This is a genomic window from Duganella sp. S19_KUP01_CR8, assembly GCF_036688705.1.
Lineage (GTDB): Bacteria > Pseudomonadota > Gammaproteobacteria > Burkholderiales > Burkholderiaceae_D > Rugamonas.
Genome location: NZ_JAQQPR010000017.1, coordinates 16,043 through 30,001, shown reverse-complemented (window position 1 = coordinate 30,001; position 13,959 = coordinate 16,043). Strand labels below are relative to the sequence as shown.

The 13,959-nt window shown below is 64.5% G+C and carries 15 protein-coding genes; 5 read left to right on the top strand and 10 right to left on the bottom strand.

Translation table 11 applies throughout. The features are described 5' to 3' along the window. Positions 1-579, bottom strand: a complete 579-nt coding sequence (locus V6M89_RS17835; RefSeq protein ID WP_332854419.1) for a porin family protein — start codon at positions 577-579, stop codon at positions 1-3. 194 nt (positions 580-773) lie between these two features. Between V6M89_RS17835 and V6M89_RS17830 the strand changes: the two genes are divergently transcribed. From V6M89_RS17830 to V6M89_RS17815, 4 genes are all read left to right on the top strand, one after another. Further along, on the top strand, positions 774-1,451 hold the full coding sequence (locus V6M89_RS17830; protein ID WP_332854418.1) for a response regulator transcription factor: 678 nt from the start codon (positions 774-776) through the stop codon (positions 1,449-1,451). Next, a complete protein-coding gene (locus tag V6M89_RS17825) occupies positions 1,448-2,746 on the top strand; it encodes an ATP-binding protein (RefSeq protein WP_332854417.1) in 1,299 nt (432 codons plus the stop codon). The genes V6M89_RS17830 and V6M89_RS17825 overlap by 4 nt, the downstream gene beginning before the upstream one ends. A gap of 114 nt (positions 2,747-2,860) precedes the next feature. Then, positions 2,861-3,232 carry a BlaI/MecI/CopY family transcriptional regulator gene (locus tag V6M89_RS17820; RefSeq protein WP_332854416.1) on the top strand — a complete coding sequence of 124 codons (372 nt, stop codon included), beginning with the start codon at positions 2,861-2,863 and terminating at the stop codon, positions 3,230-3,232. Beyond that, a complete protein-coding gene (locus V6M89_RS17815) occupies positions 3,229-4,491 on the top strand; it encodes a M56 family metallopeptidase (protein ID WP_332854415.1) in 1,263 nt (420 codons plus the stop codon). The genes V6M89_RS17820 and V6M89_RS17815 overlap by 4 nt, the downstream gene beginning before the upstream one ends. Positions 4,492-4,493: 2 nt before the next feature. Here V6M89_RS17815 and V6M89_RS17810 read toward each other — a convergent pair whose 3' ends face one another. The 3 genes from V6M89_RS17810 to pyrE all read right to left on the bottom strand — a co-directional run bounded on the left by V6M89_RS17810 (position 4,494) and on the right by pyrE (position 6,476). Then, positions 4,494-5,351, bottom strand: a complete 858-nt coding sequence (locus V6M89_RS17810; RefSeq protein WP_332854414.1) for an alpha/beta fold hydrolase — start codon at positions 5,349-5,351, stop codon at positions 4,494-4,496. After that, on the bottom strand, positions 5,351-5,722 hold the full coding sequence (locus V6M89_RS17805) for a hypothetical protein (protein ID WP_332854413.1): 372 nt from the start codon (positions 5,720-5,722) through the stop codon (positions 5,351-5,353). Before V6M89_RS17805 ends, V6M89_RS17810 begins: the two co-directional genes overlap by 1 nt. 76 nt (positions 5,723-5,798) lie before the next feature. After that, positions 5,799-6,476, bottom strand: coding sequence for an orotate phosphoribosyltransferase (gene pyrE / locus V6M89_RS17800; protein WP_020704822.1), 678 nt, complete (start codon positions 6,474-6,476; stop codon positions 5,799-5,801). 76 nt (positions 6,477-6,552) lie between these two features. Between pyrE and V6M89_RS17795 the strand changes: the two genes are divergently transcribed. After that, on the top strand, positions 6,553-7,320 hold the full coding sequence (locus tag V6M89_RS17795) for an exodeoxyribonuclease III (protein ID WP_116992229.1): 768 nt from the start codon (positions 6,553-6,555) through the stop codon (positions 7,318-7,320). 9 nt (positions 7,321-7,329) lie between these two features. Here V6M89_RS17795 and V6M89_RS17790 read toward each other — a convergent pair whose 3' ends face one another. The 6 genes from V6M89_RS17790 to ptsP all read right to left on the bottom strand — a co-directional run bounded on the left by V6M89_RS17790 (position 7,330) and on the right by ptsP (position 13,942). Further along, on the bottom strand, positions 7,330-8,217 hold the full coding sequence (locus tag V6M89_RS17790) for a pseudouridine synthase (protein WP_332854412.1): 888 nt from the start codon (positions 8,215-8,217) through the stop codon (positions 7,330-7,332). After that, positions 8,217-9,107 (bottom strand): M48 family metallopeptidase, encoded by an 891-nt coding sequence (locus V6M89_RS17785; protein ID WP_332854411.1) that lies wholly within the window; start codon positions 9,105-9,107, stop codon positions 8,217-8,219. The genes V6M89_RS17790 and V6M89_RS17785 overlap by 1 nt, the downstream gene beginning before the upstream one ends. After that, positions 9,094-10,359, bottom strand: coding sequence for an AmpG family muropeptide MFS transporter (locus tag V6M89_RS17780; protein ID WP_332854410.1), 1,266 nt, complete (start codon positions 10,357-10,359; stop codon positions 9,094-9,096). The genes V6M89_RS17785 and V6M89_RS17780 overlap by 14 nt, the downstream gene beginning before the upstream one ends. Further along, positions 10,359-10,970 carry a methionine biosynthesis protein MetW gene (gene metW / locus V6M89_RS17775; RefSeq protein WP_332854409.1) on the bottom strand — a complete coding sequence of 204 codons (612 nt, stop codon included), beginning with the start codon at positions 10,968-10,970 and terminating at the stop codon, positions 10,359-10,361. The genes V6M89_RS17780 and metW overlap by 1 nt, the downstream gene beginning before the upstream one ends. Continuing rightward, positions 10,967-12,121 carry a homoserine O-succinyltransferase MetX gene (gene metX / locus V6M89_RS17770; RefSeq protein ID WP_332854408.1) on the bottom strand — a complete coding sequence of 385 codons (1,155 nt, stop codon included), beginning with the start codon at positions 12,119-12,121 and terminating at the stop codon, positions 10,967-10,969. The genes metW and metX overlap by 4 nt, the downstream gene beginning before the upstream one ends. 78 nt (positions 12,122-12,199) lie before the next feature. Further along, positions 12,200-13,942: a phosphoenolpyruvate--protein phosphotransferase gene (gene ptsP / locus V6M89_RS17765; protein ID WP_332854530.1), complete on the bottom strand. Its 1,743-nt coding sequence runs from the start codon at positions 13,940-13,942 to the stop codon at positions 12,200-12,202. Between the last annotated feature and the right edge of the window lie 17 nt (positions 13,943-13,959).

Genomic DNA, 13,959 nt, shown 5'->3' with positions numbered 1-13,959 from the left:
TTAGAAACCGAAGCGCACGCCCAGGGCGAGACGATCCGTCTTGGCGGTAAAGCCCTCGTGTTCCAGTTTGCCGGTGTGTTCAAATTCCAGTTGAAGCGCCACGTCCTTACTGACCAGGTAGGAAGCGCCCACGCTGAGGTACAAGCCGGTCTTGTGCACCGACTCGCCCGGCGGCGCATTTCTCCCGCTGATATCCAACTTCATGCGGCCCTGCCCGACGCCTGCCTTGCCGAACAAAGACCAGTTGTCGCTCAGCTGCCATGTGCCCCGCGCCGCCAGGTAGGCCGTGCTGACCTTGGTCTTGAGCTGGTAGCCGGGGCTCAGATCGAAAGCGGTCGAACCGCCGTCGGTGCGATAGCCGGCTTCCAGCGCCCACACCGGCGACAAATCATATCCCGCAAACAGACCGAATGGCGTCGCTTTCTTGGCCGCGCCGCGCTCCGTCGTCACGCCGTTCTCGGTGAATCTGACATTGCCATCGGTTTGGGAACTGATATTGGCGCCGACATACAAGCCTTCGGCATGCGCCAGCGAACTTGCGGCGAGAGCGATCAGGGCACTACATACAATCTTTTTCATGTTCGGATTCCAGGTTGAAGTAAGAGCCTCCAATGTTAGGCACCCTTCGCTGCGGAATCCGCCTCGGTCTGTCGTTGAATTGTCCTCAATTTGTAGGCGCCATTTGTATAAAAAGTGTACGGATGTGTACCCGATTGTCGAAAATACCACTTCGGCGCCGCGCTCCACTACAATACCTGCGAAATGGAGGCGCAATGCAGCGTGTAATGCTGGTGGAAGACGATGCGCGGCTCGCCGCGCTGGTCAAGGAATACCTGGACGAATACGATTACGCGGTCGACGTGGTGACACGCGGCGACCGCGCGCTCGACCATTTCCGCGACACCCAGCCGGACCTGGTGATCCTCGACCTGACGCTGCCCGGCGTCGACGGCCTGGTGGTATGCCGCCAACTGCGCCAGCTGAGCGCCGTGCCTATCCTGATACTGACGGCGCGCGAAGACAGCTTCGACGAAGTCTCCGGCCTCGAACAGGGCGCCGACGACTACGTCAACAAGCCGGTGCAGCCGCGCGTGCTGCTGGCCCGCCTGCGCGCGCTGCAACGGCGGGGCAACGGCGCCGCCAACAGCGACATCGTCATCGGCCAGTTGCGCATCTCGCGCGAGAACCGCGCCGTCTACTGGCGCGGCGAGGAAGTGGCGATGAACAGCGCGGAGTTCAAGCTGTTCGTGATCCTGGCCGACGCCTCGGGCAAGGTCATGTCGCGCAACGACATCCTGGTCAAGATGCGCGGCATCGAATTCGACGGCCTCGATCGCAGCATCGACAACTGCATCTCGCGCCTGCGCCGCAAGTTCGGCGACGGCGGCGCGGAACGCATCAAGACCGTCTGGGGCGAAGGCTATCTGTTCAGCCCCTCGGCCTGGGAATGAACCGTCTTTTCTGGCGCTTCGCTTTGCTGGTGATGCTGGCCATCACGCTGGCAACCTGCGCGATCTACTTCACCTTCAGCCGCCTGTTCGGCGATCCGCTGGAGGAGATCGCGCGCCGCCAGGCGGCCGGCCAGATCTTCCTGCTGGAGCAGTACATCGACAAGGCGCCCAGCGACGAATGGCTGCCGCGCCTGAACAAGGTGCGCGAGGTATCCGAAGCCACGCTGGAGCTGCAGCCGCTGCCGGCGGTGCTGGCGGCGCTGCCCTCCTCCAAACGCGGGCAGCTGCTGCAAGGCGCGGTGGTCATCGACGTCGGCGGCAAGGCGTTCTACCGCCGTGTCGACACCACCGGCGCGCGCTACATCGGCAGCGACGACGACGTGATCCACGCCCAGCGCCTGCCGATCGACATCGGCCAGGCGCTGGGCATGGAGGCCATCCGCTTCGGCGTGATCGCGCTGTTCCTGCTGGTGCCGATAGGCTGGTGGACGCGCCGGCACTGGCGCGGTTTGCTGGCGCTGTCGAAGGTGGCCGACGATTTCGGCCAGGGCAACCTGACGGCGCGCGCCGAGGTGCGGCCGGCGTCGAGCATCGCGCCGCTGGCCGGCCGCATCAACGACATGGCCGAGCGTATCGGCCTGCTGATGGAAGCGCACAAGAACCTGCTGCGCTCCGTATCGCACGAGCTGCGCACGCCGATCGCGCGGCTGGAGTTCGGCCTGGAGCTGCTGCGCGAACGCCACGCGGCCGACGACCCGGCGCTGCAAAAGCGTGTCGTGGCGATGGGAACCGATGTCGACGAATTGAAAACGCTGGTCAACGAGCTACTTGACCTGACGCAGCTCGACCAAGCGCAATCCATGCCGCGCCAGCTGTTTGCGTTGGCGCCGCTGCTGTCAAGCTGCGCGCCGCCGCAATCGTCGGCGCAGCAGTTCAGCGCCAGCATTCCCGACGACTTGGGCGAGCTGCAAGGCGATCCCCGCCTGCTGGCGCGCGCCATCAACAACCTGCTGGGTAACGCCGCCAAATACGCGGCATCGCGCATCGTGCTGTCGGCCGAACGCGATGGCGCCGCCGTGCACATCACGGTGGAAGACGACGGCCCCGGCATCCCGCCCGAGGCGCGTGAACACGTGTTCGAGCCCTTCTACCGGCTGGCCCGCGAACAGGACTACGCCGCCAGCGGCTACGGCCTGGGTCTCGCCATCACCGCCAAAGCTGTCCAGCTGCATGGCGGCGCCATCGCCATCGACGATACGCCACTGGGCGGCGCCCGCATCACGATCACCTTATAGACACTCCTGTCTACGTAAAACAACGCGCTGCGGCGGAATCAAGAACTAAAGTATACATTTTTGTCTAGACAGACTAATCTACAAATACTTTAGCAAGCCGACAAGAGACACGCCATGAGCATACCCAAACCGACCGCCGCCGAACTCGATCTGCTGCAAGCCCTGTGGCCGCTAGGCTCGGCCACCGCCAAGCAGGTGCACGAGGCCATGTTGGAAGAGAAACCGGACCTGGCCTACGGCACCGTGCTGCGCCTGATGCAGATCATGCACACCAAGGGCATCCTGATCCGCGACGAAAGCCAGCGCTCGCACATCTACGCGCCGGCGCAGGCGCAGGACGCGCTGCAAACCAATCTGCTGAAGGACCTGATGCAGAAGGCCTTCGCCGGCTCGGCCAAGGCGCTGGTGCTGGCGGCGCTGCGCTCCGGCATCTCGAAGAAGGAGCGCGCGGAGATCGAGAAAATCCTCAAGGACGAACCGAAATGAGCGCCTTCATTTTCGCGCTCGGCCTGACGCTGATGCACTTCCTGTGGCAAGGCCTGCTGCTGGGCTGCGCCACCGCCATCGCCCTCACGCTGCTGCGCAACAGCCGCGCCGAATACCGCTACCTGGTGGCCTGCTCGGCGCTACTGGCCTGCCTGTGCTGGCCCGCGGTCGAGCTGTATCAAAGGCTGAACGGGCACGCCGACGGCGCCGCCATGAGCGGCGGCGTGCTGCGCCTGGCCGCGCAGAGTATCGTCGGCAGCCAACCGTTCGACCTGCGCGACTCGATGCGCGACATCGTCGGCCTGTGGGCCTTGTGCGCCATCGTACTGTCGCTGCGCATGATCCTCGGCCTGCTATGGATAGACCGCGCCGCCAGGCAGTGCGATTGCGACCACCGTCAGGACCAGTTGCGCTGGGAGGCCAGCCTGTCACGCCTGGCTGTGCGCTTCGGCGTCGACCGCGACGTACGGCTGCGCATCGTCGACACCATCGCCAGCCCGATCACCGCCGGCTGGTGGCGGCCGGTGGTGCTGCTGCCGGCGGCACTGGTGGCGGGCATGCCGCCCGACCTGCTGGAAGCGCTGCTGGCGCACGAAATGGCGCACATCAAGCGTCACGATTACCTGATTAACCTGCTGCAGAACGTCATCGAAACGCTGCTGTTCTACCACCCGGCCGTCTGGTGGATCTCGAACCGCATCCGCACCGAGCGCGAACTGATGGCGGACGATCTCGCAGCAAGGCAGCTGGGCGAACCGCGGCGTCTGGCCCTTGCACTTTCGGAGCTGGAACGTCTCCAGTTCTCAACTCACCACCTGGCCCAAGCGGCCAATGGAGGAAATTTGATGGACCGTATTCAACGTTTGTGCCGCCCTGCACCGCAGGCCTTGAACTGGAAAGCCGCCCTGCCGATGCTGGGACTGGCGCTGGCCTGCATGTCGATCTACGCGGAGGCGGTGGCCGCCGACAAGGTGGCCGTGAAAAAAGTGCACGCCGTCGCCGATTTCGATAGCTGCCCGAAACCGGCCTGGCCCGAGGGCGCGATCCAGCGTAACGAGACCGGCACCGTGACGCTGGCGTTCCTGATCGGCGCTGACGGAAAATTGAAGCAATCGAAGCTCAAGAAATCCAGCGGCCATCCGGACCTGGATGAAGCGGCTCGCACCGGCATCCGGAAATGCTCGTTCAAGCCGGGCACCAGCGCCGGCAAGCCGGTGGAGTCATGGATGCAGATGCAGTACGTCTGGACGTTGGAGTAAGCTTAGTGGGGAGGGCTTAGCGCCATCCATTCCAGGATGTCGGCGAAGATCTGCTCGCGGTTGAGCTCATTGAAATTCTCGTGGTAGTTCTGCGGATGCCGCTGGTAAGTCAACAACGCCGGCGGCACCGATTTCAGCATCTTCTCCGCCGCATCGGCATCGGCCAGCTTGTCGTCTCCAGCTACTACAGCAAACAGCGGATGCGTCCAGCCAGCCATGCGCGGCGCCAACCCTTGCTGCGCATGGGTCAGCGCGTTGCCGAAGCGGACCGTGATCTCAGTGGCGCGGATGCCGTCCCGCTCATCGTCGTAATGGCGGGCGGTGATGGCGGCATCGTGGGTCAGCATATCGGTCAGTGCCACCAGCGGCACCTTCATGCGCGGCGCCAGCGCGCCCAGCACGCCGGCCAGCGCCAGCAGAACTGGCGACACCTTGATCGCGTTCACATAATACGGCGACGACAGGATGAAGCCCTTGATGGCGGCATCGCCGGCGAAGTGGCCCAGGCCCAGGTGGGTGGCGATCAACGCGCCCATCGAATGGCCCATCACATAAATCGGCAAGCCCGGATACTGCTGCTTGACCCACTGCAGGAAGGCCACGCTGTCGTCCAGGAAAACGCCGAAGCCGGGGATGTCGACCCGGCGCGCATCCTGGTGGCCGCACAAGTCGTAGGCCACGGTGGCGATGCCGTGCTGGCGGAAGTACAGCGCCGGCGTGACGTAGTCGCCCGCGTGCGCCATGCCGCCGTGGATCGCCAGGATCACCGCGCGCGGCGCGGCCGGCTCCCAGATGTGGACGCGGCGCTCGGCCAGCGGACCGGCGCGGAAGCTGGCCAGGCGGTCTTCGGAGAACCGCATCAAGCCGTGATACTCAGGTTGATGCCCATGTCGACCAGCAGCTTCAGGTCGGCCAGCGTGAAGTCCAGGGTGGGAGTCGCTTCGCCGCGTTCGGTGGTGAAGGAGACGCGCAGCTCGGCCGCCACATCCGAACGCTCAAAGTGGATGCCGCGCGCCTGGCACTCGGCCAGGTAGTGGCGGATCTGCTTGAGCAGCTGGTCCGGGTTCATGTCGGCGCCGACGGCCACGTAGAAACCGGAATCCAGGCGTACCCGGCCGTCGGGCTTGACGTCGCCCTTTTCCCAGTCGCTGTCCGGCTCGGTCGGCAATCCGTCGCGGATGTCGTACAGGCCGTCGTCGTCGCCGTGCACCTTCAATGTTGCGATGTTCATGGGTTTGCCCCTTTTGTCTCCGGTATACCGAATGAGGTTACATCAAAGAAATTTCAAAGTCTAGCAATATGGCTAGTTAGGCAATGCCGTAACGGGTACGGTAGGCGGCCACGGCGTCCTTGTATTGCAACAGCTGCGGATCAGCGCCGGCGCCGTTCAGGTAGCTGAACAGGTCGTCCAGGTTGCCGATCGAAATCACCGGGATGTTATAGGCCTTGGCCACTTCCTGCACCGCCGAGCTGGGCGACAGCTGGTCGTCCTTGCCGGAGCGTTCCATGCGGTCCAGCGCGATCAGCACGGCGCACGGTTCGGCGCCGGCGGCGCGTATCATGTCCACCGATTCGCGCACCGAGGTGCCGGCCGAGATCACGTCGTCGATGATGACGACCTTGCCCTGCAGCTTGGCACCGACGATGGTGCCGCCTTCGCCGTGGTCCTTGGCTTCCTTGCGGTTGAAGGCGAACGAGGTGTTGCGGCCCTTGCCTGCCAGCGCCACCGCCGTGGCCGAGGCCAGCGTGATGCCCTTGTAGGCAGGGCCGAACAGCATGTCGAACTCGACGCCGGAGTCGAGCAGCGTTTGCGCGTAGAACTGGGCCAGCTGGGCCAGCGTGGCGCCGTCATGGAACAGGCCGGCGTTGAAGAAGTACGGCGACTGGCGCCCGGCCTTGGTGGTGAAGTCGCCGAAGCGCAACACACCGGTTTTGACCGAAAATTCGATAAATTGCTGGCGCAGGGGGTTCAGTGGATTCGTCATACTGCCTCATTTCTGTAAAGTGCCTGTATTTTAACGCTACACTAGCGCATTCCAAAATTTACGCATCGAATCGACCATGCCAAAAATCATCTCTGCCAATCTGAACGGCATCCGTTCCGCCTCGACCAAGGGCTTTTTCAAATGGATGGCCATGCAGGACGCCGATTTCGTCTGTGTCCAGGAATTGAAGGCGCAGGCGCCGGACATGACGCCGGAATTCCTCAATCCGGGCGGCTACCACGGCCACTTCCACTATGCCGAGAAAAAAGGCTATTCCGGCACCGGCGTCTACAGCAAGATCGAGCCGGACCGCGTGGTGATCGGCTTCGGTTCGCCGGAGTTCGACGCCGAGGGCCGCTATGTGCGTTGCGATTTCGGCAACCTGACGGTGATTTCGGTGTATTGCCCGTCCGGTTCGTCCGGCCCGGAGCGCCAGGAAGCCAAGTTCCGCTTCATGGACCTGTTCCTGCCGCACCTGCAAGCCTTGCACGCCGAAGGCCGCGAAGTGGTCATCTGCGGCGACTGGAACATCGCCCACAAGGAAATCGACCTGAAGAACTGGAAGGGCAACAAGAAGAACTCCGGCTTCCTGCCGGAAGAGCGCGAATGGATGACGCGCGTCTTCGACGAAGTCGGCTACGTCGACGTGCACCGCGGCCTCGACCCGCGCGAAGAGCAATACACGTGGTGGAGCAACCGCGGCCAGGCCTACGCCAAGAACGTCGGCTGGCGCATCGACTACCACGTCGCCACCCCGGGCATCGCCGCCAAGGCCACCACGGTCGCGATCTACAAGGAAGAAAAGTTCTCCGACCACGCGCCGTTGACCATCACCTACGCCTAACCCACCGTTTTAAAGGCTGCGGCGGCTGCGGAATTCGCGGCGCTCGCCGCTCAGCGGGTCGGTGAAGGCGATGCGGCGCGCCAGCAGCTTCAAGGGCTGGGAGACGTCGTCCTGCTTGCACGGCAGCGCCACCGGGTAGAAGGCGTCGTTGATGATGGGGATGCCCAGCGACGCCAGGTGCACGCGCAACTGGTGCTTGCGGCCGGTGTGCGGATGCAGCCGGTACAAGGTGCAGTCGGCGCGGTGCTCGATGACGTCGATCAGCGTTTCCGAATTCGGCTCGCCCGGCTCCTCCTTCATGATGAAGAATTTGTCGCCGTCGACCATGCGGCTGCGGTAAGTAAAGGGGAAGTCGCGCCCGTGCAGGCGCGGCGCCAGCGCCTCGTACTCCTTCTCGATCACCCGCTTCTGGAACATCGACTGGTAAGCGCCCCGGCTGTCCTGCCGGCGCGAGAAGATCACCACGCCGGCCGTCTCGCGGTCCAGCCGGTGGATCGGCGTCAGATCCTGCTCGCCCAGCTTTTTCTTCAGCCGCACCAGCAGCGTCTCGTGCAGGAAGCGGCCGGTCGGTATCATCGGCAGGAAGTGCGGCTTGTCGACCACCACCAGATGCTCGTCCATGAACAGCACCTCCTCCTCGAACGGAATCGGCGTCTCGGCATCCAGCTCGCGGTAGTAGAAGATGCGCATGCCGCGCCGGTAGGCGCTGTGCGGCGCCAGCTCCTTGCCGTCGCCGTCCACCACCTCGTGGCGCGCCATGCGGTCGCGCCACGACGCTTCCGTCACGTCGGGATAGCGCGCGACCAGGAAGGTCAGCAGGTCCGGCCACTGCCCTTCCGGCAGCCACAGATAGCTGGGCGCGACACCGTCGCGCATCGGCAGCGGCGCGCGCGACATTATGAACGCGGCAGCGCCAGCGAGTGATACGGCGGCAGCGCGTTGGCATCCAGCCCCTTGGCGCGCGCGTACACCGGCAGCACCAGGTGCATATTCTTGTTCATGTCCTCGATGCGCTTGCTGCCGCTCGGGTGGGTCGACAGGAAAGGCAGCGGCTGGTTCTTGTTCACCGCGCTCATTTTCTGCCACAGCGCGATGCCGGCGCGCGGATCGTAGCCGGCGCGCGCCGCCAGGTCCAGGCCGACCAGGTCGGCCTCGCTCTCGTCGCCGCGCGAGAAGCTCAGCGCGGCGCCCTGCGCCACCATGCCGGCGGCAGCATCACCCAGGCGCGGATCGACGCCGAAGTAGGCCGAGCCCACCGCGCCAAGGATGCGCGTGCCGACCGAGGTGATGGTGTTCTTGCCGGCCTGCTCGCGCGCGTGCTCGCGCAGCGCGTGGGCGATCTCGTGGCCCATGACCATCGCCACTTCGTCGTCGGTCAGGTTCAGTTTGGTCAGGATGCCGTTGTAGAAGGCGATGCGGCCGCCCGGCATGCAGAAGGCATTCACCGTCGGCGAGTTGAGCAGGTTGACTTCCCACTTCCAGCTGGCGGAGTCGGGATTCCAGCGCGCCGTGAATGGGATCAGCCGCTTGGCGATGGCGCGCAGCCGTATCAGCTGCGGATTGCGCTCGGTGGCGACCGCGTCTTTCTGGTGGGCCTGGGCCAGCATCTGGTCGTATTGCAGCTTCGATTGCTGGTCGAACTGGCGGGCGTCGCCGCCCAGGCCGCGCAGGCGCGACATGCTGCTGACGGGGATGCCGTCGTTCTGGCCACCGGCCGCTACGGGCGCGATGGCGCCGGCGCAGCAAACCAGGGCCAGCAAGGCGGCGTTCAATTTAAGCTTTTTCATTCCTGGTATTCCATGGGGCGATTTTAGGCAGCATCATCATGGCAGGAAACGCCAGGACGAAGCACACAATAAAGAACCAGAACCATCCGGTTTCCGCCACTATATACCCGACCGAGGAATTGATGAACGTGCGCGGCACGGCGGCCAGGCTGGAAAACAAGGCGTACTGGGTGGCCGTGTAGCGCGGATCGGTGGCGCGCGACATGAACGCCACCAGCGCCGCCGCCCCCAGCCCCAGGCTGGCGAAGGCTTCGAAGCCGAAGACGGCGCTCAGCAACAACGGATCGGGTCCGGTGCGGGCCAGCCAGGCAAAGCCCAGGATGGCGATCGCCTGCAACACGCCGAACACCCACAGGGCGCGGTTGATGCCCAGCTTGATCATCCAGATGCCGCCGACAGCGCCGCCGGCCAGCGCCGCCCACCAGCCGGTGGCGTTGGCCGCCAGGCCGATCTGCTTGGTGGTGAAGCCGATGTCGAGGAAGAACTTGGTCGACAGCGCGGTGGCCATGCTGTCGCCGATTTTGTAGAGCAGCACGAAGCCGATGATCAGCAAGGCCTGGTTCCAGCCGTCGCGCTGCACGAACTCGCGGAACGGCAGCACCACCGCTTCCTGCAGGTTCTTCGGCGGCGCGCCATACACGGCGGGTTCCTTGGACAGCAAGGTGCAGACGAAGCCCGGCAGCATGAAGGCGGCGACGATCCAGAACACGGCCTGCCACGACATGCTGTCCGCCAGCACCAGTCCCAGCGCGCTTGGAATCAGGCTGGCGGCCTTGTAGGCGTTGACGATGATGGCCGCGCCCAGGCCCTGCTCGTTCTCGGCCAGGATCTCGCGCCGGTAGGCGTCGATCACCACGTCCTGGCTGGCCGACAGGAAGGCGATCACGAACACCGTGCCGGCGATCAGGGTCAGCTCCAGCTTCGGATCCAGCATGCCGAGGCCACCGATCACCAGGAACAGCGACAGCTGCGTCAGCGCCATCCAGCCGCGCCGCCGGCCCAGCGAGCCGATGGCGTAGCGGTCCATCAACGGCGCCCACAGGAACTTGAAGGTGTACGGGAAGGTCACCAGCGCGAACAGGCCCAGCGCCTTCACGTCCAGCCCGGACTTGGCCAGCCACGCCTGCATCAGGTAGATCAGCGTGTACAGCGGCAGGCCGGAGCTGAAGCCCAGGAACAGGATGGAGACGGTGCGGCCGTTCAGGTAGGTGCGCCAGCCGGGCGCGCTCGATGGCTGTTCCTGGATCGTCATCAGTGGCTGACCTTTTTACGCAAGCGGAACACGGCAAGGTCGCCGCGCAGGTTGGGCAGGAACGAGACGCGTCGGCCTTCGGCCAGCGCCACGCAATCAATCACTTCCAGTCCGCACTCTTCGGCCAGGTCGCGGAAATCGGTGATGGTGGCGCAACGCATATTGGGCGTGTCGTACCACTCGTACGGCAGCGATTCCGACACCGGCATGCGCCCCTTCAGCAAGGCCACGCGGTGCGGCCAGTAGGCGAAGTTGGGGAACGATACGATCGCCTCCTTGCCGACGCGGACGATGTCGCGCAGCAGCGGCTCCACATGCTTCATCATCTGCAGAGACGACAGGCACAGCACCGTGTCGAAACTGTTGTCGCCGAACAGGGCCAGGCCCTTCTCCATGTCCTGCTGGATCACGCGCACGCCGCGCCTGGTGGAGTCGAGCACCTTGTCGTCGGCGATCTCGATACCGTAGCCGCTGCACTGCTTGTCGCTTTGCAGGTAGTCCATCATCACGCCGTCGCCGCAGCCGACATCGAGCACGTGTGCATTCTCCGGCACCCAGTGGGCGATGAAGGCCAGGTCCGGCCGGGCGCTGCTTAAATCGTTGAAGTTCATGCTGCCGCTTTCTGGTTAATGTCGTTCCACACCTGATCGTAGTAGGCGCGCACCAGGTTCATGTAGCGCGGGTCTTCCAGCAGGAAGGCGTCGTGGCCGTGCGGCGCGTCGATCTCCGCGTAGGTGACCTGGCGGCGGTTGCAGATCAGCGCCTTGACGATCTCCTGGCTGCGCTCCGGCGAGAAGCGCCAGTCGGTGGTGAACGAGGCCAGGAAGAACTTGGCCTTGGTGCCGGCCAGGGTCTTGGCCAGGTCGCCGCCGTGCGCGCGCGCCGGGTCGAAATAGTCGAGTGCCTTGGTGATCAGCAGGTAGGTGTTGGCGTCGAAGTATTCGCTGAACTTGTCGCCCTGGTAGCGCAGGTAGGATTCGATTTCGAAGTCGACGCCGAAGCCGAACTTGTAGTCGCCCGCCTCCGCAGCATCGCGCAGCTTGCGGCCGAACTTCTCGGCCATGTCGTCGTCGGACAAATAGGTGATGTGGCCGACCATGCGCGCCACGCGCAGGCCGTTCTTCGGCACCACGCCGTGTTCGTAGAAGTCGCCGCCGCGGTAGTCGGGATCGGACAGGATGGCCTGGCGGGCGACGTCGTTGAAGGCGATGTTCTGCGCCGACAGCTTGGCGGTCGAGGCGATCACCACGCAGTGGCGCAGACGGTCCGGGTACATGATGGACCAGGCCAGCGCCTGCATGCCGCCCAGCGAACCGCCCATGACGGCGGCGAACTGGGTGATGCCCAGTTGATCGGCCAGGCGCGCCTGGGCGTGGACCCAGTCCTCCACCGTGACCACCGGGAAGGCCGCGCCGTATGGCTTGCCGGTGGCGGGATTGACGTGCATAGGCCCGGTCGAGCCGAAGCAGGAGCCGAGGTTGTTGATGCCGATGACGAAGAAGTGGTCGGTGTCGAGCGGCTTGCCGGGACCGACCATATTGTCCCACCAGCCCTGGCTTTTCGGCTGGCCTTCGTATTCGCCGGCCACGTGGTGCGAAGCGTTGAGCGCGTGGCAGACCAGCACCGCGTTCGATTTGTCGGCATTCAGGGTGCCGTAGGTTTCATACATCAGCATGTAGTCGTGCAGCGATGCGCCGCTTTGCAGCGGCAGCGGCTGCGCAAAATGCATGGTTTGCGGAGTAACGTATCCTAAGGATGGCATGTGGTTTAATTTTTATAGGGGTCGGCCCCGCGGGCCATCTGTCAAGGCGGAACCGCGAGGATGGGCTCCGCCACTTACTTATAACAACTGCAATTGTTCGACCGCGTCTGCAATTACACTTGGTTCCATCGAGCGCATGATCTTGCGGGTTTGCGGCATGATGCGCGCAAGGTCGCTGTTCAGGATTTCCTGCTTGACCGACAGCAGCTGCGCCGGGTGCATCGAGAATTCGCGCAAGCCCATGCCCAACAGCAGGCGCGTCAGCTTGATGTCGCCCGCCATTTCTCCGCACACGGCCACGTCGATCCCGGCTTTATGCCCGGCCGCAATCGTCATCGAGATCAATTGCAGCACAGCCGGATGGAGCGGATTGTAAAGGTGCGCGACCTCATAATCAACCCGGTCGATCGCCAGCGTGTACTGGATCAGGTCGTTGGTGCCGATCGACAGGAAGTCCATGCGCTTGACGAACATCGGCAGCGCCAGCGCGGCGGCCGGGATTTCGATCATGGCGCCGACGTCGACCTCGTCGTCGAACTTGATGTTCTGCTCGCGCAGCTCGGCCTTGGCCTGGGCGATCATCGCCAGCGACTGGTCGATCTCGAAGGCGTGCGCCAGCATCGGGATCAGGATGCGCACCTTGCCGAACGCCGACGCGCGCAGGATGGCGCGCAGCTGGGTCAGGAAGATCTGCGGCTCGGCCAGGCAGTAGCGGATCGCCCGCAGGCCCAGCGCCGGGTTGAGCGCGGTGTGCTCGGTCTGGTCGAGCGGCTTGTCGGCGCCGATGTCGAGCGTGCGGATGGTGACCGGCCGGCCCTTCATCGCCACCACGGCCTTCTTGTACTGTTCGAACTGCTCGTCCTCGGACGGGATCTTGCTGTTGCGGCCCATGAACAGGAACTCGGAGCGGAACAGGCCGACGCCGTTGGCGCCCGCCTCCATCGCGGCCGGGCAATCGTCCGGCAGTTCGATGTTGGCCATCAGCTGGATCTCGACGCCGTCCTTGGTGATGGCCGGGGTTTTCTTCAGCTTCTGCAGCTTCTTGCGCGCGCGCGCGGCGGCGCCCTGGCGTTCGCGGTACTGCTCCAGCACCAGCGCGCTCGGGTTGGCGATCACCACGCCGGCGTCGCCGTCGATGATCAACCAGTCGTCCTGCTCGATCAGGGTCGAGGCGCCGGACATGCCGACCGCCGCCGGGATGTCCAGGCTGCGGGCGACGATGGCCGTGTGCGAGTTCTGGCCGCCGACGTCGGTGACGAAGCCGATGAAGGAACGGTCGCGGAATTGCAACATGTCGGCCGGCGAGATGTCGTGGGCGACGATGATCATCTGCGCCTGGAAGCCGTCCTCGCCGGTGCTGGCGGGCAGGATCTGGGCGGTGCCCATCAACACCTTCAGCACGCGCTCGGCGACCTGCTGGATGTCGGCCTTGCGCTCGCGCAGGTAGGGGTCTTCGATTTCGTCGAACTGCGCCGACAACTCGTCGATCTGGGTCAGCAGCGCCCATTCGGCGTTGTAGTGGCGGGTGCGGATGATGTCCAGCGGCGCTTCCGAGATCATCGGGTCGGACAGGATCAGCGCGTGGACGTCGATGAAGGCGCCCAGTTCGGTCGGCGCATCCTTCGGCAGTTCGTTCCACAGCGTCTGCAGTTCCTTGTGCACCTGCACCAGCGCCTGCTGCAGGCGCGACACTTCGGCCTCCAGGTGCTCTTCCGCCACCAGGTAGTGCTTGACGTCCAGCGCCGCCGGCGCCAGCTTGTGGGCGCGGCCGATGGCGATGCCGCGCGACACCGGGATGCCATGCAGCGTGAAGGAAGCCATGGCCGGGCCGGTGGGGG